Source organism: Mesorhizobium sp. WSM4871 (genome assembly GCF_055811295.1).
This window is the reverse complement of the sequence record NZ_JBVVPU010000007.1, coordinates 102,838-127,208: the sequence shown is the minus strand read 5'-3', so window position 1 is coordinate 127,208 and position 24,371 is coordinate 102,838. Positions and strand designations below refer to the sequence as shown.

At 59.9% G+C, this 24,371-nt stretch carries 16 protein-coding genes; 2 read left to right on the top strand and 14 right to left on the bottom strand.

The window, feature by feature from the left end:
• Nucleotides 1–8 precede the first annotated feature (8 nt).
• The 5 genes from AC0L2H_RS16110 to AC0L2H_RS16090 form a co-directional block, all read right to left on the bottom strand.
• The gene (locus AC0L2H_RS16110; protein WP_473591152.1) at nt 9–2,309 is read right to left on the bottom strand and encodes a mechanosensitive ion channel family protein; all 2,301 of its coding nucleotides are present in this window, start codon (nt 2,307–2,309) and stop codon (nt 9–11) included.
• Between the two features lie 301 nt (nt 2,310–2,610).
• On the bottom strand, nt 2,611–3,681 hold the full coding sequence (locus tag AC0L2H_RS16105; RefSeq protein WP_473591151.1) for an adenylate/guanylate cyclase domain-containing protein: 1,071 nt from the start codon (nt 3,679–3,681) through the stop codon (nt 2,611–2,613).
• 3 nt (nt 3,682–3,684) lie between these two features.
• Nucleotides 3,685–4,179: a Rab family GTPase gene (locus AC0L2H_RS16100; RefSeq protein ID WP_473591150.1), complete on the bottom strand. Its 495-nt coding sequence runs from the start codon at nt 4,177–4,179 to the stop codon at nt 3,685–3,687.
• Between the two features lie 15 nt (nt 4,180–4,194).
• Nucleotides 4,195–7,260, bottom strand: a complete 3,066-nt coding sequence (locus AC0L2H_RS16095) for an OmpA family protein (protein ID WP_473591149.1) — start codon at nt 7,258–7,260, stop codon at nt 4,195–4,197.
• A 6-nt stretch (nt 7,261–7,266) separates the two neighbouring features.
• Nucleotides 7,267–7,932: a hypothetical protein gene (locus AC0L2H_RS16090; protein ID WP_473591148.1), complete on the bottom strand. Its 666-nt coding sequence runs from the start codon at nt 7,930–7,932 to the stop codon at nt 7,267–7,269.
• Nucleotides 7,933–8,828: 896 nt separating this feature from the next.
• Here AC0L2H_RS16090 and AC0L2H_RS16085 point away from each other — a divergent pair.
• A complete protein-coding gene (locus AC0L2H_RS16085; protein WP_473591147.1) occupies nt 8,829–11,681 on the top strand; it encodes a trifunctional glycosyltransferase/class I SAM-dependent methyltransferase/polysaccharide deacetylase in 2,853 nt (950 codons plus the stop codon).
• Between the two features lie 34 nt (nt 11,682–11,715).
• Here the strand turns inward: AC0L2H_RS16085 and AC0L2H_RS16080 are convergent, their stop codons facing one another.
• The 3 genes from AC0L2H_RS16080 to AC0L2H_RS16070 all read right to left on the bottom strand — a co-directional run bounded on the left by AC0L2H_RS16080 (nt 11,716) and on the right by AC0L2H_RS16070 (nt 14,624).
• Entirely contained in the window at nt 11,716–13,101 is a 1,386-nt protein-coding gene (locus tag AC0L2H_RS16080) for a hypothetical protein (RefSeq protein ID WP_473591146.1), read from the bottom strand.
• A 110-nt stretch (nt 13,102–13,211) separates the two neighbouring features.
• Nucleotides 13,212–13,727, bottom strand: coding sequence for a GNAT family N-acetyltransferase (locus AC0L2H_RS16075; RefSeq protein ID WP_473591145.1), 516 nt, complete (start codon nt 13,725–13,727; stop codon nt 13,212–13,214).
• Nucleotides 13,728–13,799: 72 nt separating this feature from the next.
• On the bottom strand, nt 13,800–14,624 hold the full coding sequence (locus AC0L2H_RS16070; RefSeq protein ID WP_473591144.1) for a hypothetical protein: 825 nt from the start codon (nt 14,622–14,624) through the stop codon (nt 13,800–13,802).
• A 206-nt stretch (nt 14,625–14,830) separates the two neighbouring features.
• On the opposite strand from AC0L2H_RS16070, the gene AC0L2H_RS16065 reads away from it, so the two are divergent.
• The gene (locus tag AC0L2H_RS16065; protein WP_473591143.1) at nt 14,831–16,246 is read left to right on the top strand and encodes a DUF5939 domain-containing protein; all 1,416 of its coding nucleotides are present in this window, start codon (nt 14,831–14,833) and stop codon (nt 16,244–16,246) included.
• A 16-nt stretch (nt 16,247–16,262) separates the two neighbouring features.
• Here the strand turns inward: AC0L2H_RS16065 and AC0L2H_RS16060 are convergent, their stop codons facing one another.
• The 6 genes from AC0L2H_RS16060 to AC0L2H_RS16035 all read right to left on the bottom strand — a co-directional run bounded on the left by AC0L2H_RS16060 (nt 16,263) and on the right by AC0L2H_RS16035 (nt 24,343).
• The gene (locus AC0L2H_RS16060) at nt 16,263–16,742 is read right to left on the bottom strand and encodes a class I SAM-dependent methyltransferase (protein WP_473591291.1); all 480 of its coding nucleotides are present in this window, start codon (nt 16,740–16,742) and stop codon (nt 16,263–16,265) included.
• 147 nt (nt 16,743–16,889) lie between these two features.
• The gene (locus AC0L2H_RS16055; RefSeq protein ID WP_473591142.1) at nt 16,890–18,071 is read right to left on the bottom strand and encodes an ABC transporter permease; all 1,182 of its coding nucleotides are present in this window, start codon (nt 18,069–18,071) and stop codon (nt 16,890–16,892) included.
• A complete protein-coding gene (locus AC0L2H_RS16050) occupies nt 18,068–19,066 on the bottom strand; it encodes an ABC transporter permease (RefSeq protein ID WP_378977802.1) in 999 nt (332 codons plus the stop codon). Before AC0L2H_RS16050 ends, AC0L2H_RS16055 begins: the two co-directional genes overlap by 4 nt.
• A 2-nt stretch (nt 19,067–19,068) precedes the next feature.
• Complete coding sequence (locus AC0L2H_RS16045) at nt 19,069–20,967, bottom strand: ABC transporter substrate-binding protein (RefSeq protein WP_473591141.1); 1,899 nt, start codon at nt 20,965–20,967, stop codon at nt 19,069–19,071.
• Complete coding sequence (locus AC0L2H_RS16040; RefSeq protein WP_473591140.1) at nt 20,964–22,859, bottom strand: ABC transporter ATP-binding protein; 1,896 nt, start codon at nt 22,857–22,859, stop codon at nt 20,964–20,966. The genes AC0L2H_RS16045 and AC0L2H_RS16040 overlap by 4 nt, the downstream gene beginning before the upstream one ends.
• 149 nt (nt 22,860–23,008) lie before the next feature.
• Nucleotides 23,009–24,343 (bottom strand): adenylate/guanylate cyclase domain-containing protein, encoded by a 1,335-nt coding sequence (locus AC0L2H_RS16035; RefSeq protein WP_473591290.1) that lies wholly within the window; start codon nt 24,341–24,343, stop codon nt 23,009–23,011.
• Between the last annotated feature and the right edge of the window lie 28 nt (nt 24,344–24,371).

Genomic DNA, 24,371 nt, shown 5'->3' with positions numbered 1-24,371 from the left:
CGTCTTTCCTACTCCGTTGTGCTGGCTTTTTTTCTGCGCCGATCGGTGTGCGACTGTGCGACGGCCATTTTCAGTTCGGGTGTGATTTCCAACGGCGCATTCTCTGCCTCATGCGGGTTCTGCAGCCCCTGGACATGGACGGTCGGAAATGGGAGTTCGATGCCCTGCTCCTTGAAGACCTGGCGCAGGCGTATATAGAATTTGCGTTTCATGCCGAAGGCGCCCCCCGGCCTGGTTGTGGCCTTGACCCTCAAGACGATGCCGTACTCGCCGAACTCCTGTACACCCTGCATCTTGATCGGCTCGAGCACCCAGTGTTTGAACTCGGGATCTTCCGCCAGTTCGAGGCCGATCCGCTTGATCAGCTTGCGGGCGAAGTCGATATCGGTGTCATAGCCGACGGTGATGTTGAATTTATCGATAACCCAGTCACGGCTCTGGTTCTGGACTGCCCCGAGTTCACCGAACGGTATCGTGAACAACGGACCACGGTGGTGGCGCAGCTTCACCGAACGCAGCGAAAAGCTTTCCACCGTACCCTTGTAATTGCCCGACGAAATGTATTCGCCGACACGAAACGCATCATCGAGCAGAAAAAACACGCCTGAGATGACGTCCTTGACGACGGTTTGCGCGCCAAAGCCGACGGCGACGCCGACGACGCCAGCGCCAGCGATCAGGGGGCCGATCTGGATACCCATGGAGGCGAGCATCATCAGCACCGCCATCACGACGATCAATGCCAGCAGCATGTTCTGGAGGATCGGTAAGAGCGTGTGCAGCCGCGCCTGCTGTGGATCGAGGATCGGGACCTCCTCCTCGCTGATCACGGGGTGCGGTACTTCGACACCCAGCTTTCGTTCGATCAAAGCCTTGATGATCGACCAGCCGAAATCGGCTGCGAGGGCAATGACCACGACATTGATCAAGCCGCGCAATATGAACGTCGTCGTCGTATCGCTGTCCCGCATGGATTGCATGTCCAGACCCCAGACACGCGCGAGAAAATAAGCCGCCGCCAGGATCAAAATCATCCGGATTGCGCGATCGATGACAGCGATCGTCACCGCAGGGATCGTAGGCCGACCGGCGTCTTCCGAACCTGGCCGCAGGACGAAATTAACCCCGCGCTGCGTCAGCACGATTGCCAAAGGCAGGAAGAATGCGGCGAAGGTAAACCAGAAGTATATATAAGAGCCGGCGACACGCTGAAGGAACAGGACGACAAAATAAGCAGTCAATAGCCATGTCGCTTCCGTGTGACCGCTGTGGCGCGCGCCGTCTCGCTGCGTCCTTGGCCGACGCCAAATGGCAAGCAGCAAGAGCAACAGCAGCACGAAATCGGCGCCCAGCGACAGGACCATCATTCCGTCCTGGTCGACGCCGAGGCCCGGCAAGAGGATAAACGCGGCGCCGAAGAAGGCGAAGACGCCGACGATCCGGGGTAGCCATAAGGACCAATGGTCAGCCGCTTCGTTGGTAATCGGCAAAGCGCGAACCTCGACGGCGTTCTCGACGTTCATGTAGGACGGGAGGAGCATGGCCATGACGTACATGCGCACACCCCATGTAACGACCGCCGCCATCAGAAATGTCAGGACAATCTCGCGGATGAGCATTGGCCAGTCGAACAACATGAACGCACCGGCGCTGCCCAGTGCGAACGAGACGATCAGCATGCTGGAATAAAGCGCGCGACCGCCAATCTTCTTGGCTCGCCCGATGGGCGTATCCTTCGGTAGCGCGATAATCCAAAGACGAAATGGACGGGTGACTTTGTACGTTGCCCAGGTGAGTGCCAGGCCGGCGGCGATGAACATCGCAATCAACATAAATACGCCGGCAGACCCCTTGCTCGACATATCCTGCATGGTCTCAGCCCGAACGCGCGCGAACTGGCCCGGCAGCAGGGGCAAAGTTCGCACGATTCGTTCGATATGGTGCCTGATCCGATCGAGCGTCGAGGATGCCATCGTATTCATCTGGCCCGGTGCGGCCCCGGCGCCGGACGAGGTGTCGGCCGGCGGAGCGCCTGCCGCGGCAGGCGCTCCCGTCGACCCGGCGTCCTGGTTTCGTTGTTCGGCCACCCAGGCCTTCACGGACGGATCGTCGAGAAGCTCAAACAGCTGTTTGACCCTTTCCGGCGGGACGGTCGCCGGCGCTTGCGCCTGTGCCGGACCGGCCAACAGGAGGGCGATCCAAAAGACGAGCGGCCCGGCGACAAGGACAAACATCGCCGTCAGATCTCCGAGACGTCGTGCCGGGTGCGCCAGGTATCTGGCTCCCAATCGTCGAATCTTCAGTGGCATCGTGCTGTCAACCTTCCGGCCAAATCGGCGAGCAACGACATCCGTCGTTGCCCCACCTTGGAGAAACCGATGTTGCAGTGCAAGGCATCATCGTTCCGAGCCAGCCGTTGCGCCGGGTAACTGGAGATGGTTCATTGAGCCGCCCGGGCAGCAGCCTGAGAGGCGACGAAAGTGCATCGGTACGTAGGCGGCTGACCAAGTCTCGCGGGACCATGACAGGTGGTCGACTGACATTCGAAACCGCGATTTTTGACTGCTTGAGATGCAATGCGCTCCAGGGTCGGCGACGCCGAGCGGCAAATCAGGCCGGAAGCCGCCACATTCGCACACGACCTGTACCACGCAATTCTGTTTCCGCGAGTGGGTCGCAAGCAAAGTCTGGTCCAAGCAGTTTGTGAGTTGCATCCGAAATACGGATTTCATCGGGCTCCGCGGACGTCTGAATACGTGCGGCGAGATTAACGGTCTCGCCCCACAGGTCATAGGCAAACCGCCTTTTGCCTATGACGCCCGCAACGATTGGTCCCGAGTGAATTCCAATCCTGAGTCTTAGCGGTTGTCCCGCGAAGCGTTCGCGCTTAACCGCCTCCCGCAGTTCAAATGCATAGTGCGCAAGGGCTTCTGCATGATCGGATCGGGCGACGGGCAGGCCAGCGACCACCATCACGCAATCGCCGATTGTCTTGATTTTTTCGCAGCCGTATCGTTCCGAGAGCAGATCCGCCGCCTTGAAGAAGTAGTTTAACATTGCGAGCGTCGTCTCGGCTCCGACGCTCCGCGCTCTTTCCGTAAAGCCGACGATGTCGGCAAAAAGCACACTCACCTCTGCGTGGCTGTCTGCAATCTGTTCGTCCGCTTTTAACCGCTCCGCGATCGACGCCGGAAGAATGTTGAGGAGGAGGCTTTCGGCGCGCTGGTATTCACGCGACAATCCCTCTTGGCTCTCCCTCAACGCCTCGTTCGTCGACTGTAATTTCTCGTTGAGTTGACGCTCCCTCTCTTGCAGGAGCGTCATTTCATAAGCCTTCTGTTGAAGCCGCTGCCTGTTGTCGCGTTCGGCAGTGGCGTCAAGAAAGAGCAGCCACACGCAACCATTGTCAGCAAAAAGATGAAGGTCCGCGACACGCCCGCTGGGCAGTTCGACCATGGCCATATGAAATGGAAGCTCCGGGCAAGGCAGCAAACCTTCCATGAACGCAAGCTGCTCGGCAACTGGCTTACCAATGCAAAGTGATGACAGTCCGTAATGTTTGATATTACCGCCCTTCGCAACTATGCAGAGCTGGGCGTCAATTTTCAGATATGCGACGGAGTGCTCAATGTTGAAGAAATTGTAAATCCAGCTTCTGACTTCTTTTGGAAATCCATGCATGGCCTATTCGGTGACCATCGAAGCAAGCTGACGAAATGCATCGTCAACATATTCACCTGAAAGCGCGCTTGTTAGATAGATCTGCCATCCAAGTTGCCTCAGTTGGTCAATCTCACTATCCGGTATTGCCCACCGATCGGCCAGATCGGATTTGTTGAACAGCAATATAAACGGCATGGCGCCGAATTCGGCCTCGGCCCGCTCGCGCAGCGTGAGCGCCACGGCAAGAGTAGCGGCGCGGGTTCCGTCGACGACAAGCACGAGCCCGGTCGCACCTCGCACATAGCTGACCCGGAATGAGCCGATATCGTCTTCGCCGGCCAAATCCCACAAAATCAGATCCACGGTTTTGTCTGGGAGTGCGACACTCTTCTTGTCGATTTTCACCCCCACCGTGGTCAAGTAGGTTTCCGAAAAGATGCTTTGCACGAACCTGCGAACCAGGCTCGTCTTTCCGACACCGAACCCGCCTAACATGCAGATCTTTTTTTGCAACATTCCTGGGGCTCCGGACTAGTCTAGGTTTACCGTAACCGAAACCCGGCGATTGGCGGAGCTCCCAGTTCGACTATCTTCTGGCACCGCCGGCTCAAAGGTTCCCGCGCCCCGAACCAGCAGCAGTTCCGGAGCGACGCCGCGCTTGTTGAGAAGCGCACGAACTGTCTCGGCGCGGGCGGCGCTGATCGACGCGTTGGCCGTCTCACGGCCCGTGGCGTCCGAATGCCCGGTCAACATGAACCGAGCTGTTACGCCTGACTTTCGGGCATTTTGGGCGAATTCCTTCAATTGATCCGCCAATTTGTCGAGAACCGGCGTCTGTTCAGGTCCCGGCACAACCTTGCCGGAATAGAAGAGAATATCGGTCGCCTGGATGACCTCTCTCAAATGATTGAGTTCCGCAAGGCTCAGCTCACGAAGCTGCGAGACATCCAGAGCCACTCCGTCCGCGGACAGCTGTTGAGCGGCGGCCTGCGCCCGGTTGATCCAGGCGGCCGGAGCCTCACCCACGACAACGATGCGATCCTGGATGATCGAAAGCTGAACCGATTTCGGAGGGGTCAGCGACGCTATCAGCCGCTTCACCACGAACTTCGGATCAAGGCTCTGATAAAATTGCCACTGCGAATGAACGCGGGCAGGATCGACCTCCGTTCCGGACAACAGCTCCTGCGGGTCGGCGGCAAGCGGGTCTCTCAGGCCGGAAATGTAGAAATGTCCGCCCCTCGCCGTTTGTTGGGCGACGATGATTCCCGGTTGGGCCTCAAGCCGCGACACATAATGCTGCCAGTGCTCCGCCGCGCGTGCTTCGGGGCTCACATCACGAACCTTGGAGATGTCGAATTCCGGTCCGCCTGCCGAGAGCTGTCGGGCCGCTGCGCGCGCCCGATCTATCCAGGTGTCGGGAGCCTCACCCTCGGCAACGATGCGGTCCTCGACGATCGAAAGCCGGACCGATTTCGGTGGGGTCAGCGACGCCGTCAGCCGCTTCAGCACGAACTCCGGATCAAGACTTTGATAGAATTGCCACTGTGAATGAACGCGGACGGGATCGATCTCCGTTCCGGACAACAGCGCCTGCGGGTCGGCGGCAAGCGGGTCTCTCAGGCCGGCAATATGGAATTGGCCATCGCGCACTGTTTGTTCCGCAACGATGATGCCTGGCTGGCTCTCCAGTTTCGACACATAGGCCTGCCAGCGCTCCGCGGCGCGTGCCTCGGGGCTCACATCACGAACCTTGGAGATGTCGAATTCCGGCCCGCCTGCCGTCAGCTGTCGGGCCGCTGCACGCGCCCGATCTATCCAGGTGTCGGTAGCCTCACCCTCGGCAACGATACGATCCGCGACGATCGAAAGTCGGACTGAATCCGGCGGAGCGAGCGAAGCCGTTAGCCGCTTCAACACGAACTCCGGCTCAAGGCTCTGATAGAATTGCCACTGTGAATGAACGCGGGCGGGATCGACCTCCGTTCCGGACAGCAGAGCCTGCGGGTCGGCGGCAAGCGGGTCTCTCAGGCCGGCGATATGGAATTGGCCGTCGCGCACTGTTTGTTCGGCAACGATGATACCCGGCTGGGTTTCCAGTCGTGACACATAGGCCTGCCAGCGCTCCGCGGCGCGTGCCTCGGGGCTCACATCACGAAGCTTGGAGATGTCGAATTCCGGTCCGCCTGCCGACAGCTGTCGGGCCGCTGCGCGCGCCCGATCTATCCAGGTGTCGGGAGCCTCGCCCTCGGCAACGATGCGATCCTTGACGATCGAAAGTCGGACTGAATCCGGCGGAGCCAGCGACGCCGTTAGCCGCTTCAGCACGAACTCTGGATCAAGGCTCTGATAGAATTGCCACTGTGAATGAACGCGGGCGGGATCGACCTCCGTTCCGGACAACAGAGCCTGCGGGTCGGCGGCAAGCGGGTCTCTCAGGCCGGCAATATAGAATTGGCCGCCGCGCATTTTTTGTTCGGCAACGATGATGCCCGGTTGGCTCCCCAGTCGCGACACATAGGCCTGCCAGCGCTGCCCGGATTGCCAGGAAAGAAAGAACCAACCGCCTGCTGGAATCAAAATCAGCAGGACCGCTGCCACCACCAGCCACGGAAATCCCTGGTCTGATTCCTCCTGCTTCAGTTCAACGCAGGTCTGCAACTGCGTGTTTACGCCGAGCAACTGCGAACTGTCGCCGTCGAACTGCTCTAAAGCCTGTGAGCATTCATCATGGATGCGAAGCAAGACGTCGCGAATTACTTCATGTAATTCCTCTGGCGGATTTCCCCGGATCACCGCAACCAAGGTCGCAAACCGTCCAACTTCCGACCAGAGACGAAGCTCCCCGAAACGGATAGTGTCCAGGCCGCTCTGTTCTTTCTCGTTAAATGAGTCCTTAACAAAATCCTGAATTGCGCTAATCATCGAAGAAATTAGTTGAGGGTCTTCACTCGTTGCGTTCTCGGCAGCTACATGCGCAATCAAAAGCCCGGAATTGCGGTTGATGAGAAAGACGTGTTCTACTCGATAGACGAGAGAATGCTTAAGAACAACTTCCGAGAAGCTTGCACCTGTTCTCCAGGATTCAAATCTCCACTTAAGCCCATGCCAGGTAAATATATGCCTCAGAGATTCATTCAGCGACTGAAAGGTCTGGTCGATCTTTTCGCCGATCGACTTGCGAATAGCCGGCAGAAACACCGGGTATAATATATCCGTGAGCGTGCGCGGGTTCTTCTGGATGGACCGTTGCACAGCCCTCTCGACCACTGGCGCAAAGGCCTCGCCGAGCTGCGCATGAGACGCACGTGCGGTTGCACTGGGGAGAACTCCGCCCACCGCAGCCGCAAGCTGCTCGGGTTCGTCGAGCAGTTGGGTTACTCGTGAAAGTTCCGAAATTTCGCGGCTGACCAGCAACTGGCGCAGCGTTTCCATGCGAGGATCGGCGGTTGGAACTCCGTCGAAACGCGCACGATAGTCCGGATCGACATTCCGGGCAATTTCGACCAAAAGACTAGCCAGAGCCTCGCGATCAATCTCTGTATCGTTCGAAGCTGTTCTTTGAGGAAGGCTGATTGGGTCGACGGTCGACGTCAAGTCCGATCAACTCACTTTCCAGCTACGCTCCGAGTTGCTCTTGCTGCCGACGGGATCCTGATTCAGACATTTCGCGACCTCGACAAACAGGCCAGCCAAAAGATTTCGGTCGGTCTTGACGTTACTGAGATCGGAGAACATTTTCTCAATCAGCATCTGAATGCTTTCATTCTTTTGCTTGATTTCCTCCCGCAGCAATTGATCGCTTCGATTTACCCGGTCCGCAACTTCGCGCTCGAGCTCGCTTAATTGATCCGACAACGCGCGCACCTGCTTTTCAAGCGCCTGATTTTGTTCGCGAAGATTCCGGTCGATCTCCTTGTCGGCCTCGGCTCGTGCATCTTTTTCGTTCCGCAATTGCGCCGCGAGCGATTCGACCTGCTTCTTTGCATTCGACTCGTACATTTCCAGATTGCGCTTGGCCTCGGATTCGACATCCTTGAAGCGCTGCAAGAACCGTTCTTCAAGCTTGGAAAAACGGCGGTCATAGTCCTGCATCTGGTTGCCGAACAGCAGATCACGTATCTTGTCGACACCTACGGCTTCGCCGGAACCCCCGCTCTCGCGAGCCTGGACCGCCATGAAGTTCAGCCCGTTTCCCTCTGCATTACTTATCAGATTTCCGTCCGCTTTATTTGCTGAAGAAGCGGTACTCGCAGATTCCTTGGCCATCTCTATACCCCAATTGCCACAACCCAGAAACATATCAGAATGTCAGCAAATTACCCGGCCCGCAAGCTGGAATCTTCTTAATTTGGGCCGATTCAAGCGTCAATTTTACATCCCTTGGACTAGTAACAAAAGCAAGCGTTCAGATTGGTTCCGCTATAGTACTTATTTGTGACAGCAGCCATAGCGGGATAAACTAATTGACAATCGTATTAAATCTACTGAATAAATGAATAATACAATATCCGGCTATAGCTACTGGAGCGCAAATAAGTATCGCAGGATAATTAGAAATCTCTAAATTAGCTTGCCGTGGCGGTGAACATACTGCTTCGCACCGGCTGTATACTGCGACGATCGGCTTCCGACGCGGCCCCAACGGTAGAAGGAAGGTCTCCTTTCGAACGGAGAATGGCTGTTCGATAATGCCCCCCCCCGCAATCGAGGAGTCTCGGTCGCTGGAAGGGGAGCAATAGTCCCAATAACTGGGGTCATTCACACCAAGCTTCAGTGGGCTTGCATTTATTGCGCCCCCGATTGCAAAAGACGTCGGTTTGCCATAGCCATTGCACTCACCCGGTGCCGGAGACCGCAGCTTGTGGTCATGGTGCCGATCCCGGGAATCGACATGAGTATGCTTGGCTTTGACGTACATCTGCGACAGCTGGCGCCCAAACTCGGCGGCACGGGTGCGAATGCTGCGCCAGGCTTCCAATATCGGTAGCACGGCAGGAGCAAGCTCGCTCTGCAGCCAAATGGTGGCGTCGCGGCGGCCCGGAAGAATTCGCGGAAAACTGTTTGGACGCAATGTCCCTGAGGACCGTTTCCTTTGGCAGGAAATCGCCGGCTATGTTTCGGGACTCTTGTTCTACCTTCGAACCAGGCGCGGGTAAGACGGCGTGGCGCATGATCCCTTGGTTTCAATCGTGGTTCCTGCGCACAACGCGGAGGCAACGCTGGCGCGCGCACTCGATTGCCTTCTCGATCAGGAAATAGTGGATTGGGAGGCGATCGTCGTCGACGACGCCTCCACGGACCGTACTCCAGCGATCATCGCCGGTTATGTGGAGCGCGATGCCCGATTTCGCACGTTAAGCTCTTGCGCCTATAGCGCCGCCGGCGCGCGCAATAGCGGGATTTCGACAGCGCGCGGCCGCTGGCTCATGTTTCTGGATGCGGACGATTGGGTGGATGCCGGCTTCCTTGCGAAAATGCTGGCCGCACTGAAAACCGCTCCCGGGGCAGTGGCCGCCTATTGCGGGTCCCGGCGCGTGATGCCCGATGGCGGACTCACCCCGCCGAGCATCGCCATGGAGGTCGCGGCCCAGCCATTCGAAACATTCGCCCGCCGGTGCGCCATCGCCACTCACGCGCTGCTGGTCGACCGGGAGACAATTGTCGGGCTGGGCGGTTTCGATGTGTCGCTGCGCACCTGCGAGGACTGGGACCTGTGGCAGCGCCTCGCGCGTCTGGGCAAAGATTGGGTGATGGTCGACGAGCCGCTCGCTTTCTATCGTATCGGCCCCAACGCGCTCTCCCGCAATTCGACGCAGATGCTGGCAGATGCGGAAATCGTGATCGCCCGCGGCTTTTCTCCTGATCCCAGGGTCAAACACCCGGCTTCGGCTCATGCCAATGGAGCGATCGAGGCGAACGGCGGCACCGCCTCCGAGGCACTCGCATGGTTCGCGTTGTGGAACGCCGCGTCGGATTGCGGCAGCGGCTCGCGCTCGGTCGACCCGCACGCCCTGCGCGCGCTCCCGGCAGGACGTAAATGGGCGCGTGAGATCGCCAAGGTGGCCGTCGATGGCCTGATGGTCGGAAGCCTGTCGGTGCCAGCGCAATTGGCTGCCAGGTGGGACCGGTTCGGCGGCCCCGTCACCGAGTTGATCGGCAGGGTCTGGGAGAATCCCGCAACCGGTCGTCGCGTCCAGTATCAACTCGAGCAAATGCTTCTCGACGTCGACGACCTTGCCGCGCCGCGGAGGCTGGCGCACACACTTGGAATTCGCGTCGACGCTCGAAATCCGACTACGCTCGAACTTCCGCAAGGAATCGATCAAATCTACGCCTACCTGGTGACGGATGGCCAGATCGAGTCTGTCGTGCAATTCGGTGCACTCGGGACAGTGACAAGGGATTATTGGATCGAATTGATCCAGAATGTCGTGCCCCCTGAGCGGCTTGACCGCCGGTCCGATCCAGACAGTCACTTCGGCAAACTCGCCCAATTGGCCGAGGAAGCGCGGGAGCTGGTTCGATCGAGCGCCGAACCTGCGGAGCCTCCCGCCGCGCCGCGCCGCGCACGGGCCCGGCACGGCAAGGATCGCACGTCGTTCTGGAATGGCTATTTCGCGACCGAGGATCCCTGGAACTACGGTTCGTCCTATGAGCAGGAAAAGTACGAGCGGCAGCTCGAAATTTTGCCTGCCGGTCCCATCGGACGGGCGCTTGAGCTGGCTTGTGCGGAGGGCCACTTCACGCGGCAGCTGGCGCCGCGAGTGGGCCATTTGACCGCAACTGACATCTCCGCCATAGCCGTCGAACGGGCCCGCGCGCGATGCGGCGATCAGCCGAATGTTGAGTTCGGCGTCTTGGATTTCTCCGCGGACACGCTGCCGGGCGAGATGGATCTGATCGTCTGTTCGGAGGTCTTCTACTATCTGGACGATCTCGACGAGTTGCGGCGCATCGCCAAAAAATTTGTTGAGGCGTTGGCGCCTGGCGGCAGTTTCATCAGCGCGCACGCATTCGTGCTGCGTGACAATGTTGAGAGGACGGGCTTCGACTGGAATACATTCGGTGCACAAGCGATCTCGCAGACGCTGGCCGCGACCGAAGGCCTCGTCCTCGAGCAATCGATCCAGACCGAGCTCTATCGCGTAGACCGCTTCCGCCGCCTGTCACCAGGCGAGGTGGCGGCGGGACCGATGATAGATCATGTGCCAATCCGCGCGCCCGTCGCAATCGGGGTCGCGCGAAATATCGTCTGGGGCGGGGCGCGGGCCTTGCGCCGCGACGTCGCACGTAGCGAGCGGCGGCAGCGTATCCCTGTCCTCATGTATCACAGCGTCGCCGATGATGGTCCGGCCGCGCTCGCCCGTTTTCGGCTGACACCCGCCGCATTCGCCAGCCAGATGGCATGGCTGCGCGCCAATGGCTTTCACGCGATTGGCTCCGAAAAGCTGGAAGGGTCCATCGCCAACCGTCAACCTTTCGTCGGCCGCCCGGTGCTCATCACCTTCGATGACGGCTTTCAGAACTTTGCCGACCATGCCTGGCCGATCTTGCGCGCGAACGACCTGACCGCGGAAGTGTTCCTGGTGACGGATCTCGTGGGTGAGAGTGCGCAGTGGGATGCCGACAGCGGTCCACCGGCGCCGCTTATGGACGCCGGCACGGTGCGACGCCTCGCCGCCGAAGGTGCGTTCTTCGGTAGCCATCTGGCGACCCATAGCGCGATCGATGGTCTGTCGAGCTCGGATCTGGCCGCCGAGCTCCTGCGCTCTCGTATGTTCATCGAACGGTGGACCGGTCGGCCGACCACGGCGTTCGCGGCACCCTTTTCTGTCACCGACCGACGGATTGGCCGGTTGGCCAAGGAGTGCGGCTATCGGATCGGCTTCGGCGGCAGACACGGGCCGGCGGATCTCGACTGCGATCCCATCGACCTTCCGCGCATCGAGATTCGCGGGGATCGCTCGCTCGATGACTTTGTTGCCAAAGTCGAGGCCGTGCTCGAAGAGCGGTGAACTTGTCAGGGTGATTATTAAGACTGAAATAAGGTCAGGTCGCCTTGATCTCTGCCCGGCCGATCCTGCGCCATCGGGCGTTCTCGCGAACCAGTTTCAGGTCGTCGGTCGTCTCGGCAAGTGTCCGCAAACGGTATTGCCGGAGCAGGTCCGGGAAGAGCGCCCCTTCCGGCAGGCCGGCAAGCTGCTCGCGGACCGAGATCTTTTCATCGATGACCCGCATGCCCCAGGCATTTTCCCGAACCTCAAGCTCCGCGGCCAGGTCGCGCTCTTCCGGCGCGTTTTCATCCAGCGCAGCCAGCAGGATCGAGTGGAAAAGCGCTACATAGCCAATCTGTCTCAGGCCGCCCACAACCCGTACGCGCGGCAATATGGCAAGGACGAGGAACATCAGGAACAAGTTCGGCAGCAGCACGCCGTCCAGCAGCGCCTGCCTGAGATGCGACCGCTCGAACGGTATGGAAAGACCATGCGGCCTGTCAGGTTCGATCAGGTGCCCGCTCTCAAGGACGAGCTTGCGCACGCGCTCCTCGCGGATGCCCCAGAAATAGGCTGTGGCATTGGGCAGGAATCTGCCAAATGGGCTCGATTCGGCTTCTTGCAAGGCACGTTCGAGACGCTGGCGTCTTGCGGGCTCAATGAGCAGCCTGGAAAGAAGGCTGCCGTCATGGTCTAGATGCCGCGCCACGGCAGAAGCGGCGAGCCGATCATCGATGAAAACCGGCAGGGCCATGCCGGAACGATCCCAATTGGCGACCAGATCTTCGTTGAGGGCCGTCAGCGCATCGGCGGCGGTCCCAAACACCTTGCCCTGGCTGGCACGCAGCGTGCTCAGCCAGCGGCTGGCATCAGTTTCGTCGCCCACCGCTTCGAGCGCACGCTTGTTGAGGGTGACGGGACCGGCCGCGCAGGCGCTTTTGCGGCAAAGTTTGTGGCGCCCCATGCCAAACAGGTTGACCTTGTCGCCACCGACATCGAGCCATCCCGGCCCCTCCCGGCCAATTGTCTCCATGGTCATCGTCGTTCCCATGAAGCTGAAGAAGGCCGACAGCCCGTTTTCGACCGCGCCGAGCCAGGCAAGCAGGAGGGCATCGAAGGTGATCCGGTCCATCAGAAGCAGGCAGTGCAGGCCGGACTGAATCACCGGTCTATGCTCGAACTCGTCCAGGGCTTTGCCGATCTCTTCAGGCTGCATGATCGCACCAAGGCGCTGATGCAGAACTTCGCGCAGGATCGAACGGGCAGCGATCGCTGGGCCCGATACGGGCTTTGCCACCGGCCGCCACAGATGGCGGGCGTAATCGGAAACCGGTGCGTTCCAATTCTGCTCGATATCACGCACGACTTCCGGGCAGAGCAGCGACAGCACAGCCAGAATTTCCGCCGGAGGCGCAGGGGTTGGGTCAAAGACGGCTGTCATTGGTCTCGTCTAGCCGCTTGCGGTGCGAACGCCAAGGGCGAGCGGATTGCTGGATCCGGCCGGCCCACACATGGATTGTCAGCTCGATCAAGATGGTGTGACAGCGCTTCTCAGAACCGCAGCCGGGCCATGCTCAGGAGGTCATGGTACTGCCCGTCGGTAAAACCGGCCTTCACATGCCGGCCTTCGACTTCGAAGCCGTGGCTTGTGTAGAGACGGATGGCCGGTTCGTTGTCGGCATAGACGGTCAATTCGACCCGCTTCAGGGCGCGCCAGTTGTCGGCCACGTCAAGCAGCGCGCCAAGTATGGCAGAGCCGATGCCCTTGCCGACAAACGCATCGTCAAGTCCGATATTGATCTCGCCGATATGCGAACGGCGCGGCGAACCCTGCACGACCAGGCTGCCATGGCCGACGACCTTGCCGTCCAACTCGGCAACGATCCAGGTGGTTTCATGGCCGGACTTGGCGATGCGCCGCTCCACCTGCTCCACCCTCTCGAAGGGCATCCTGAGCGTGCCCCAGCGGAAGCCCGGCATGTTGAAGATGGCGCAAAGCGCCTCCGCATCGCTTGCCCGGACGGCCCGGAGCTGCGGTTGGATTTTCTCTTGGGATAACGAGGTCATGGCTTTCCCGGCAAGGCATCGGTCCTGCACGATGCATCGGACGTCACCTGAAAATCCAGCTGTCTGTGCAATCTATGATGCCGATTGCGGGCTGAAAACCCCGGAGGCGGCGTAGAGTTTGAAGGCGCCGCTGATGCCGATCCAGCCGAAAAGGGCGAGCCAGCACAATGTCCCTGTCGCCGTCCAGCCGATCCGGTGCACCGCGGCGTCGGTGATGACGAGGCCAAGGATGGCAAGCAGGCCCACCAGAAACTGCGCCAGGCCGAGCACCAGCAGTTCCTCGCGCGGCGCGCTTTTCCAGACGAGATATACACCACCCGCGCCGGCGAGGAAGATGGCGCTGTAGACCTGAGCGTGAAAGGCATCGATCGGCCATGGCCAAAAGCTGCTGGATGTCAGGGGCAACAGCAACAGGCCGACGCCGTAGAGCCCGAGAATTGTCGCTTCCGCCGCCATGTAGCCGCGCCATGCGGGGTTTAAGATCACGCCTTTTGCAGGAGGACGGGCCCTAGCCCGCCACAGGAACAGCCCGGATACCGCGACCGAACCAAGATAGACCAAAAACCAGAGCCAGGGTGCTTTGCGCCCGAAGTTGAAATAGCCGAGATTGATGAACGAAGCCACCGACACGATGACGGTGAAGATGAAGGCCATGACGAGCACGAGCCTGCCGGGCGACCAGCGATTCCAGACCAGCAGCGCCGCCATCACGGCCATTTCGGCGGTGTAAAAGCCGCCGAGGAAGCGGGCATTGAACGGCGTGACGGCCCAAGGCCAGCGCGGCCTGACCAGCACCGGAGCGAAAAACAGGGCGGCGCCTACGATCAGCACGATGAGGACCATTACCGAGAAAAGGCGCAGGGCCGCGGGAAATGGCGGGTTGTTGGCTGTCGGCATGGGAGAAAGTCCCAAAGATGAATGGCCCATGGAGCCATCATAGTGCCGCTAGGGGCCGGTGAAAATCCGCCGAATGGAAATTGAACTGTCACCGGCTTGTCTATTCGAATGGCCGTACGGTCCGTTTCGGAGTAAGATGAAGCGCTCGGACCGGTGACCGGTCCGGTCAACACGCCTCCGGGGCGCATCTTTCCGGAGCCTGCACGATGAACGAAGCTCAGGATCTGTTCTCGCTTCTGCTGCAATCGACCGATGTCGATCCGCGGGCAATCGATGCGATCAAGCAAACCATCGCGGAGGGCAAGGACCGCGAACTTTGCCGCATCAATGTGCCAGCCTTCGCCAGCAAGCATGGCCTCGACGAGGAACGCGCCATAAGCGCCTTTCTCCATGCGGCACGGGTAGGCATCTTCGACATTTCCTGGAATGTTCTGTGCCCCGGTTGTGGCGGCGTGCTCGATACCAACGCCACGCTGAAAACCGTGCAGAAGGACGAATACACCTGCGCGCTGTGCTCCGAGGGCTATTCGCCGACCCTTGACGAGATGGTCGAGGTGACATTCACCGTCAGTCCCCGCGTGCGCAGGATTGCCGCCCACAATCCACACGAGCTGTCGTTGATGGAATATTTCCGCCAGATCTACTGGGCGTCCGGTGTCGATCTGCCGGAAGAGGATTTCGCGAAAAAGATAGAAGCGTTCTCGCTGGAGGATATCGAGCTTGCCCCCGGTGAAAAGGCGGTTCTGCCGATACAGCTTCCGTCTGAATTCGTCATCGTCTTTGAGCCGGTCACCCATTCAGTGCAGTTCATCGACGGGAAGGGCGAACCGACAAAAGAGCGCCGAAGCCTTTCTTTGGTCTTCGACCGCGACCATGTCCAGAACCAGACGCTGGAGATGCAACCCGGCCCGTTGCGCATTTCGCTGGAGAACAGGACCGACGCCCGCGTGCTGCCGACGGTCTTCATCGCCGGCCAGCTATTGCATGATTTCCTGGGCAAACGCCGGCCCTTCCTGACCGCCAAGCGCCTGCTCACCAACCAGACGTTCCGCAATCTGTATCGCACCGATACACTCGACATTAACCAGCGCCTGAAGATCACCAGCCTGACCTTTCTGTTCACCGACCTGCGCGGATCGACCGAGCTTTACGAGCGGGTGGGCGATCTTTCGGCTTTCGATCTCGTGCGCGAGCATTTCCAGGTTCTGCACGAGATCGTCGCGGCCGAGGCAGGCGCGGTGGTGAAGACGATCGGTGATGCGGTTATGGCGACCTTCGCGACGCCTGATCGTGCGATTGCCGCGGCCCTCAGGATGCGCGATGCCATGCGTGAGCTCAACGACAAGAGCGGGCGCGAGGATCTGCTGCTCAAGATCGGAGTCCATGCCGGTCCCTGCATCGCCGTGTCCATGAACGAGCGGCAGGACTATTTCGGCCAGACGGTCAACATTGCTTCACGAGTCCAGAACCTTGCCAAGGCACAGGCGATCTTCGCCACGCGTGCGGTGGTCGAAGATAATCTCACCGCCGATCTGTTGCACAGGAACGCGCTGACGCCGGTGCCTCATGAGGTCTCGCTGCGCGGCATTGAGCGGGAGATAGCAGTCTATACGATCCCCTGAAGATTTCCTGGCGCGCTCACACGCGCTTGCAGAGGAAATAACGATCGGCGGGCTCCGAAGTCGGCGCCGGGAGGCGTTGCAATAGCGGGTGATCGAGTGGCGTGCCACTGACCGCGAAGCCGCCGACGCGAAGCAGGCGCGCAATCAGATCGGGAAGCCAGGTAGCGGTCACTGCGTCGCGATCGTCATAGCCGGTGCCGATGTCGGCATGAACAAGAGCGGCGTCGATGCCAATGAACTTGCGGGCCGTCTCGCGTATTTCGCCGAGCACGAGGTTTTCAGTATCGGGAATTGAGCTGGCGTGTGCACCAACTTCGCGGTCGAACACCACGATCCGACGCCCGGGCAGAAGCTCGCGCAGATGGTGGAACGTCCGGCCATTGCCGAGGCCGAGCTCGAGCACAAGCCCCTCCATCTTCGCCACCTCGGGGCAGATTTGATTGAGAATGTCGCGCTGTGCGGTCATCCTGCTGATGAAATTATCGAGGCGACTCATATGCGATTGTATGTCCTGAACCAGCAGCCTCGATCGAGGCCTGCCGCATATAGAGGCGAACGACGAACCTTGCAATAACGCAACCATCCGCCGAGAACCGTCATACCGGGTGGAGTCGTTCGGCAGCCCGCGCGCGGAACAGCGATCTCACTTGTAGGGATCCGCGGCGTCCCGCAAGCCGTCGCCGAGGAAGTTGAACGCCATGATGACGAGAATGACGGGGAGCATCGGCAAAAGCAGCCATGGATAGAAAGCGATGACGCTGACGCTGCGCGCCTCGGTAAGCAGGATGCCCCAGCTGGTTATCGGAGCCCTCAGGCCGAGCCCGAGGAAGCTCAGCGCCGTCTCGCCCAGGATCATGCCGGGTATGGAGATCGTCGCCGTCGCGATCAGGTGCGACATGAAACCCGGAATGAGATGCCGCCCGATGATGCGGCTGCTTCTGGCGCCCATCAATTGCGCGGCCAGAACGTAATCCTCCTCGCGCAAGGCTAGAAGCTTTGAACGCACGGCGCGCGCCAGTCCGGTCCAGTCGAGCAGCCCGAGGATGACGGTGATGCCGAAATAGATCAGGATCGGACTCCAGGTTATCGGCATGATCGCCGCCAGAGCCAGCCATAGCGGAATGCTGGGGATCGATTGCAGAACTTCGATTATCCGTTGAACGATCAGATCGAAGATACCGCCGTGATAGCCGGCCAGTCCGCCGATGACAATGCCGAGCAGGAAGCTGAAACTGATGCCGACGAGGCCGATTGTCAGTGAAATGCGTGCGCCATAGATGATGCGCGAGAGCACATCGCGCCCCAGCCTGTCGGTGCCGGCCAGGAAAAGCTGGCCGTTTTCGGCGGGGCAGACAAAATGCCTGTCACCTTCGATCAGGCCCCAGAACTGGTAACTGTCGCCCTTGCAGAAGAAACGGATCCGCTGAACATCATCCTGTTGTTCGATGTAGTTCCGCTTGAGCGTGTCCATATCCAGCGTCATCTTGCGGCCATAGACGAACGGACCGACGAACTGGCCGTCGTGGAACAGGTGCACCCGCTGCGGCGGCGAATAGATGTAGTCCATGTTGCGCGTGTGCAGATTGTAGGGCGCCAGGAACTCGCAGATCAGTATTCCGAAATAAAGCGCCGCCAGGAATATGCCGGATACAACGGCAAGCCGGTGCTTCCGGAATTTCCACCACATCAGCCGCAACTGCGACGCCTGAAAGACCTTCGACTGCTCCGGCGTCATCGCCTCGACCGACTGCAGGTCAAAGGGCGCGGTGGAAACGTAGTGCTGCAGTGGAGCACCCGGAGCGGGCAGGGGCGAATGCGTGTTCATTTGGTGCTGCCGCCCTGCAAACGAATTCGTGGATCAAGCAGCGCCAGCGCAAGATCGGAAATCAGGACGCCGATGACTGTCAGGAAGGCGAGGAACATTAGGAACGACCCTGCCAGGTACATGTCCTGGCTTTGCAGCGCCTTGATCAGCATAGGCCCGGTCGTCTCCAGGGACAGCACGATCGCCGTGATTTCGGCACCGGAGATGATGGCCGGCAGGATAGAGCCGATGTCGGAAATGAAGAAATTGAGCGCCATGCGCAGCGGATATTTGACCAGCGCCTTGAACGGATGAAGTCCTTTGGCGCGCGCGGTCACGACATATTGCTTGTGTAGCTCGTCGAGAAGATTGGCGCGCAGCCGCCGGATCATGCTTGCCGTGCCTCCGGTGCCGATGATCAAGACCGGAATCCAGAGATGGGCGAGGATCGACTTCGCCTTGGCCCAGCTCATCGGCTCGCCGAGATATTGCTGGTCCATGAGATGGCCGATGGATGTGCCGAACCAGATGTTGGCGAAATACATCAGGATCAGCGCCAGCATGAAGTTCGGAATGGCAAGGCCGAGAAGGCCGAAGAAAGTCAGGCCGTAGTCGCCCCAGCTGTATTGATGGGTGGCGGAGTACATGCCGATCGGAAAGGCTATGAGCCAGGTGAAGATGATCGTGACGAAGGAAACCAGCACGGTCAGCCACATTCGGTCCCCGACGACGTCGCGAACCGGCAGCTCATATTCGAAGGAATAGCCGAAATCGCCGTGCAGCATCCCCCCGACCCAGTAGAAGTAGCGAATGACCGGTGGCTGGTCGAAACCATATTCCTTGCGCATCATCTCGATGCGATCGGAATCCACCGCTTCGCCCTGGGCCCGAAGCTCGGCGACATAGCTGTCGAAATAGTCGCCCGGTGGAAGTTCGATGATCGTGAACACCAGTGCCGATATGACCAGCAGCGTTGGAACCATCACGGCGATGCGCCAGACAAGATATCGAAGCACGCTCAGGTGTCTCCAAGCCAGAATGTATCCGGCATGTAGACACCGAAATAAGCGGTCGGGTCGTAGCCGTAGAGCGCCTTGTCAGGCAGGTTGCGCAGCCGCGAGGACGCCAGAATCGGCTGATGCGTTGCGTTCACCGTGCCGATCGAAAACACCTGGTCGGTGTAGATCGACAGCATTGAATTCCAGATTTCGGCGCGCTCGGTGGCTTCGGTCGATCCGTTCCAGCGCTTGAGCAAAGCCATCAACTCGACCACCTCAGGAAGATCGGGCGCCTCACCCATCTTGCCATGGGACAGATAGTGAGCGCCCCAGAGCGGCCATTGCAGCTGGTCGTCGACGGTGGGGGCCAGCTGGTACGGGTTCATGTCGGCGGTCGGCACGCCATTGTCGATGCCCGACCACATCGACATCATGATCTGGCCGCCAAGCGCGCGGCTGCGGAAGATGTCGCGCTGCGAAGTCCGGATGAACAGGGCGATCCCGATCTTGCGCCAGTGATCGGTGATGAGTTCGAGTGCGTCGGTTTCCAGCGTGCTTTCGCCGGCCGTTTCCACGATGACCTGCGCAGAGCGCCCATCGGGAAGCATCCGCAGGCCGTCATCGTCACGCGTCTGGAGCCCGACCTCGTCGAGCAGGGCATTGGCCTGGTCGGGATCATGGGCAACCCAGGCTTTCGCGAATTCCGGCCGGTAGAGCGGGCTCTCCGGCAATACCGTATCGGCACTTTCCTGCGCCAAACCGTAGAACACAGCCATGTTGATCTCGCGCCTGTCCACGGCGAGCGACAGGGCGCGGCGCACGCGCACGTCACGAAGAAGGCCACGCCACACCTGGTCGGAACAATTCAGATTGGGCAGCAGCGCCAGCCGCGAACCCTGTGTGCGTTTCCACAGATGCATCTTCACCGGGTAGCGCTTCTCCGCATCCTTCAGGAAGGAGTAATCGGTGAAGTCGATTCCCATACATTGCAGGTCGCTCTCGCCCGCACCGGTCTTGGCGGAGATGATCGCCGACGAGCTGACATTCATGACGATCCGGTCGATATAGGGCAGTTGCCGGCCATTCTCGTCCATTCGATGAAAGAACGGGTTTCGCTCGAAGACGAATTGCTCGGCCGGCGGTTTGGTCCGGTTCTGCCAGGGATCGAGTGTCGGCAGTTCCGGATTCTCCGGGCGATACTGCCGCGACATGCGGATATGCAGGAGCGTCCATTTCTTGGCCCGGTTCTCCTTCATCAGGCCGGCGAGCCGGAATGGATCCTGGTATTTCTTGTGGAACTGCTTGAGATAGGTGGCCGGCAGAACAAGCGAGAGCGGCGAAGCAGCAGCGAGCTTGGGCAGGAAGTCGGGATTGGGCGCATCCCAACTATAGCGGACCGTCAACGGGTCGACGATCTCGAAACGTGGCGGCTTGCCGTCCGCCAAAAGGGCCGGGGCGAGCCCGCCTTGCGAAAGCTCGTCGTTCAGCCAGACATCTTCCCAGCAATAGCGGAAATCCTCCGGCGTCAGCAGGCTACCGTCAGACCATTTATGCCCTTCCCGTATCTTGAACGTGAAGACGCGGTCATCCGCCACGTCATAACTTTCGAGAATGTCGGGTTGCAAGTTGAGCTTTTCGTCATAGCCGACTAGGCGGGCATACCCGTAGATCGTCATCATCCGGATATCTTTCTGGCTGCCGATGATGGTGCGCAGCGTGCCGCCATACTGGCCGGGCTGCCGGCCCATTGCGGCGAGGTTCAACGCGCGCGGGCTCTTGGGCAAGCGTTCGGCGAGTGCCGGCAGCGCCCGGGCCGTCAGCTGCGGCTGAAGAAATTCCGGCTCCAGATCGCCGGCGCGCGACGTGCCCGGCAGAAATGCCGAAGCCATGAGCCCAAGGACGGTGCGCCGGCTGATCAATGGCGTAACTCGCTGACATCGGCCGTACGCCGGGCCAGCACGAGGTGACCGCCGCCGAGGTCGAGCGGCGACAGCATATCCTCGTCGCCTTCGTCGCGGAATTGCGGTCCCCATGCGCTGGTGTCGGAAGCGCCGCCGAGCTTCAGCGTCTTGAAGTCCATCGGTCGGTCGAGGTCGGGGAAAGGGACTGCGGCCAGCAGTGAGCGCGTGTAGGGGTGGATCGGTTTCCTGAGCAGAATTTCGCGCGGCGCAAGCTCGACGATACGCCCGCCGCACATCACCGCGATGCGGTCCGCCATGTAGTCAACCACCGCCAGATTGTGGGATATGAACAGGTAGGTCAGGCCCAGTTCCTTCTGCAGGTCCTTCAGGAGGTTCAGGATCTGCGCCTGGACAGAGACATCGAGCGCCGAAACCGGCTCGTCGCAGATCAGCAGTTCAGGCCCCAGCGCCAATGCGCGCGCGATGCCGATACGCTGACGCTGCCCGCCGGAGAAACTGTGGGGATAGCGCTTGATGAAGCGCGGATCGAGCCCGATTGCCTGCATCAGGCTCTTGACCGTGGCGAGTCGGGACGCGCCATTGCCACGTTGATGGATTTCCAGCGGCTCGCTCAAGATGTTCTCCACCGTCATGCGAGGTGAGAGCGACGAAACCGGATCCTGGAAGACCATCTGGATTTTCGCGCGCAGCAATCGCAGGGCGTCTCCCTCGGCTTCCAGCACGTCGATCGGTCCCTCGCGGCCATTGAAGACCACAGAGCCGCCGCTAGGGGTGATAGCCCGCATGAGGATCTTGCTGACGGTGGTTTTGCCGCAGCCGCTTTCGCCGACCAGACCCAGGCACTCACCCCGCCTGATATCGAAGCTCACGCCGTCCACGGCGCGAACAGAAGTTTGATGATCCCCGCCGAACCATCCGGACTTGCGGATGGTGAAGGTCTTTGTCAGATCCCTGACCGACAGCAGGATGTCGTCCGGCCCCTTCGATACCGGCGCCGTCTGCTTGCCGAGCAGGTTCCCGACATTCACCGGCACCTCGCGCAGCGCCTTCAGCCTTTCGCCAGGCTTCAGGTCGAAATGCGGAACGGCCGCCATCAGGCCCTTCAGGTAAGGGTGGCCTGGCCGGCGGAATATCGCCTCCACAGGTCCCGCTTCCATGATCTCGCCATGGTACATGACCACCACCTCGTCGGCGACATTGGCGACCACGCCAAGGTCGTGTGTGATCAGCAGCATCGCCATGTTCAGCTTGGTCTGAAGCCCGCGCAGCAATTGCAGGATTTGCGCTTGGATGGTGACGTCCAACGCCGTCGTCGGCTCGTCGGCGATCAACAAAGCGGGCCGACAGATGAGCGCCATGGCGATCATGGCGCGTTGACGCAATCCTCCCGAAAGTTCAAAGGGATACATGTCATAGGCGCGCTTGGGGTTGGGAAAGCCGACAAGGCCGAGCATTTCCTCGGTCCGCGCCTTGCGCTCCACCCGAGCCATGGGCGTATGAATCTGCAGGGACTCGCTGACCTGGTTGCCGATCGTGTGCAACGGCGACAGCGATGTCATCGGCTCCTGAAAGATCTTGCCGATGCGGCTGCCTCTCAACGCCCGGATTTCGGGTCCGTCGCGCGGCATCTGCAGGATATCCTGCGTCGTGCCGGGTTTTTCAGGATCGGAAAACAGGATGCGGCCGCGAACATGGGCTGTGTTCGGCAAAATGCCCATCACTGCCTGGCTGAGAACCGACTTTCCGGAACCGGACTCGCCCACAAGCGCGGTAACCCTGCCGGGCAGGACGCGAAGATTTGCACGCCTGACGGCATGCAACGGTCCCCCGACAATGGCAAAAGAGATGCCAACATCCTCGATCCGCAGCAGATCAACGCCCGAATTCATTCTCACACCAGCCCCACTCTGGTAGGTCCAGAAGGCGAGACTAGCGTATTGCGCGCCTAGAGCAACTTGGATTCGAAACAGTCGCCAGTTCCCTGGCGGAACCGGCGACCGGACTGCATCCCAAAGGCGTTCGGATCAGATCGTGGCGGTTACTGGAGCTTCCTCCGGTCGCCCCCCGACAGCCGCGCGGCATCGCGATGAAGCAGCATAACCTGCTCGGCGTCCGATATCCGGTCGTGAATCGGCGCAGCGTCTTCATCGAGTGCGAGGTCACCCGACAGATCGGGTGAAAGCACCGTCAGCTTCTGCTTGATCCCAGCCAGTTCCTCCTTGCCGAGCGTCAGCCAGCTGTCGGCGTCGCAATAGCCAGCGAAGTCTTTGCTGGCGAGAACGCTGTGCGGATATTTCTTGGTCAGGGTCTGGAGGCGCTGGACCTCGTTTACGGCCGCGCCGAAGACAGAGAATGTGAGCCGGTCGGTAAGCCCGACATTGCCGAACATCACATTGCCGACATGCAGGCCGATACCGAATTTTATGTCGTCCAACCCTTGCTCCTTTCTGCGCAGATTGAGCTCCATCATACGCGCGGTGGCCTTGTGCGCTGCCGCAAGAGCGGCCTGGCAGGCGATCTCGGACTGCGAGCGGTGCCTTTCGCAAGGGTAGACGGCAATGAAGCCATCCCCCAGGAAACTCATGATCTGCCCGCCGTTGCGATTGAAAGGTGCGGCAATGGCATCGAAAAACTGGTTCAGCGTATCGATATAGATTTCGCGGCCGGCGGTTTCGGCAAGCCTTGACGACCCGCGCATATCGGCCATGACCAGTGCGGCCCGGATTGTATCGCCGTCGCCGCGCTTGATCTGGCCGTCCAGCACGCGCCTGCCGGCGTCGCCGCCGAGATAAGTGGTCATCATGTTGTCGGCGAGCTTGGTGAGCACCGCCATCTTGGTTGCGATAGCGAGATGGTTCTGGATGTGCAGCAGCGCCGAAATCATGCTGTCGCTGAAGCCTGAAGCACTGTCGGTCGACCAAGACCCCATCATGCCCTGACTGGTATCGACGCTGAAGGGATGGACGAAAGCCATGTAATCGGTGACGCCCATTTGGCTGAGCTCATCGAAAACAGGAAACTCTGACCGCACCGACGGGTCGAGCCGGCGCCGCAGATGGTCGAGCTTGTTGCTGAGCAGATGGTAGTATGGACTGGTCAGGAATCTGTCAGAATGAACGCCGTTCTCACTGCGGAAGCCTTCCACTTCCAGGCCTTGGCCGCGAAGCCAGGTGAAGCCAAGCGCGTCATAAAGCGGATGAAGCATCGAAAAGCTCAAATGCACCCGCTTCAGCGGCAGACCGGCAGCAGCCAGCCGTTCACAAAAGCCTTTTACCAATGTTTCCAGGTCGTTGCCCGCCAGCGCCGATTGGGTCAGCCAATCCGCAACCTTATCTACGAGAATGGTGGAAATTTCGGATTGCGCTGTGCTCATGCTATCTGGAAGCCCGTCGAGACGAGCC

Bases quoted from the DNA above. Each gene is read 5' to 3' on its own strand.
- AC0L2H_RS16110 (WP_473591152.1), bottom strand. From the start codon at position 2,309: ATGCCACTGAAGATTCGACGATTGGGAGCCAGATACCTGGCGCACCCG.
- AC0L2H_RS16105 (WP_473591151.1), bottom strand. From the start codon at position 3,681: ATGCATGGATTTCCAAAAGAAGTCAGAAGCTGGATTTACAATTTCTTC.
- AC0L2H_RS16100 (WP_473591150.1), bottom strand. From the start codon at position 4,179: ATGTTGCAAAAAAAGATCTGCATGTTAGGCGGGTTCGGTGTCGGAAAG.
- AC0L2H_RS16090 (WP_473591148.1), bottom strand. From the start codon at position 7,932: ATGGCCAAGGAATCTGCGAGTACCGCTTCTTCAGCAAATAAAGCGGAC.
- AC0L2H_RS16080 (WP_473591146.1), bottom strand. From the start codon at position 13,101: ATGACAGCCGTCTTTGACCCAACCCCTGCGCCTCCGGCGGAAATTCTG.
- AC0L2H_RS16075 (WP_473591145.1), bottom strand. From the start codon at position 13,727: ATGACCTCGTTATCCCAAGAGAAAATCCAACCGCAGCTCCGGGCCGTC.
- AC0L2H_RS16070 (WP_473591144.1), bottom strand. From the start codon at position 14,624: ATGCCGACAGCCAACAACCCGCCATTTCCCGCGGCCCTGCGCCTTTTC.
- AC0L2H_RS16065 (WP_473591143.1), top strand. From the start codon at position 14,831: ATGAACGAAGCTCAGGATCTGTTCTCGCTTCTGCTGCAATCGACCGAT.
- AC0L2H_RS16060 (WP_473591291.1), bottom strand. From the start codon at position 16,742: ATGAGTCGCCTCGATAATTTCATCAGCAGGATGACCGCACAGCGCGAC.
- AC0L2H_RS16055 (WP_473591142.1), bottom strand. From the start codon at position 18,071: ATGAACACGCATTCGCCCCTGCCCGCTCCGGGTGCTCCACTGCAGCAC.
- AC0L2H_RS16040 (WP_473591140.1), bottom strand. From the start codon at position 22,859: ATGAATTCGGGCGTTGATCTGCTGCGGATCGAGGATGTTGGCATCTCT.
- AC0L2H_RS16035 (WP_473591290.1), bottom strand. From the start codon at position 24,343: ATGAGCACAGCGCAATCCGAAATTTCCACCATTCTCGTAGATAAGGTT.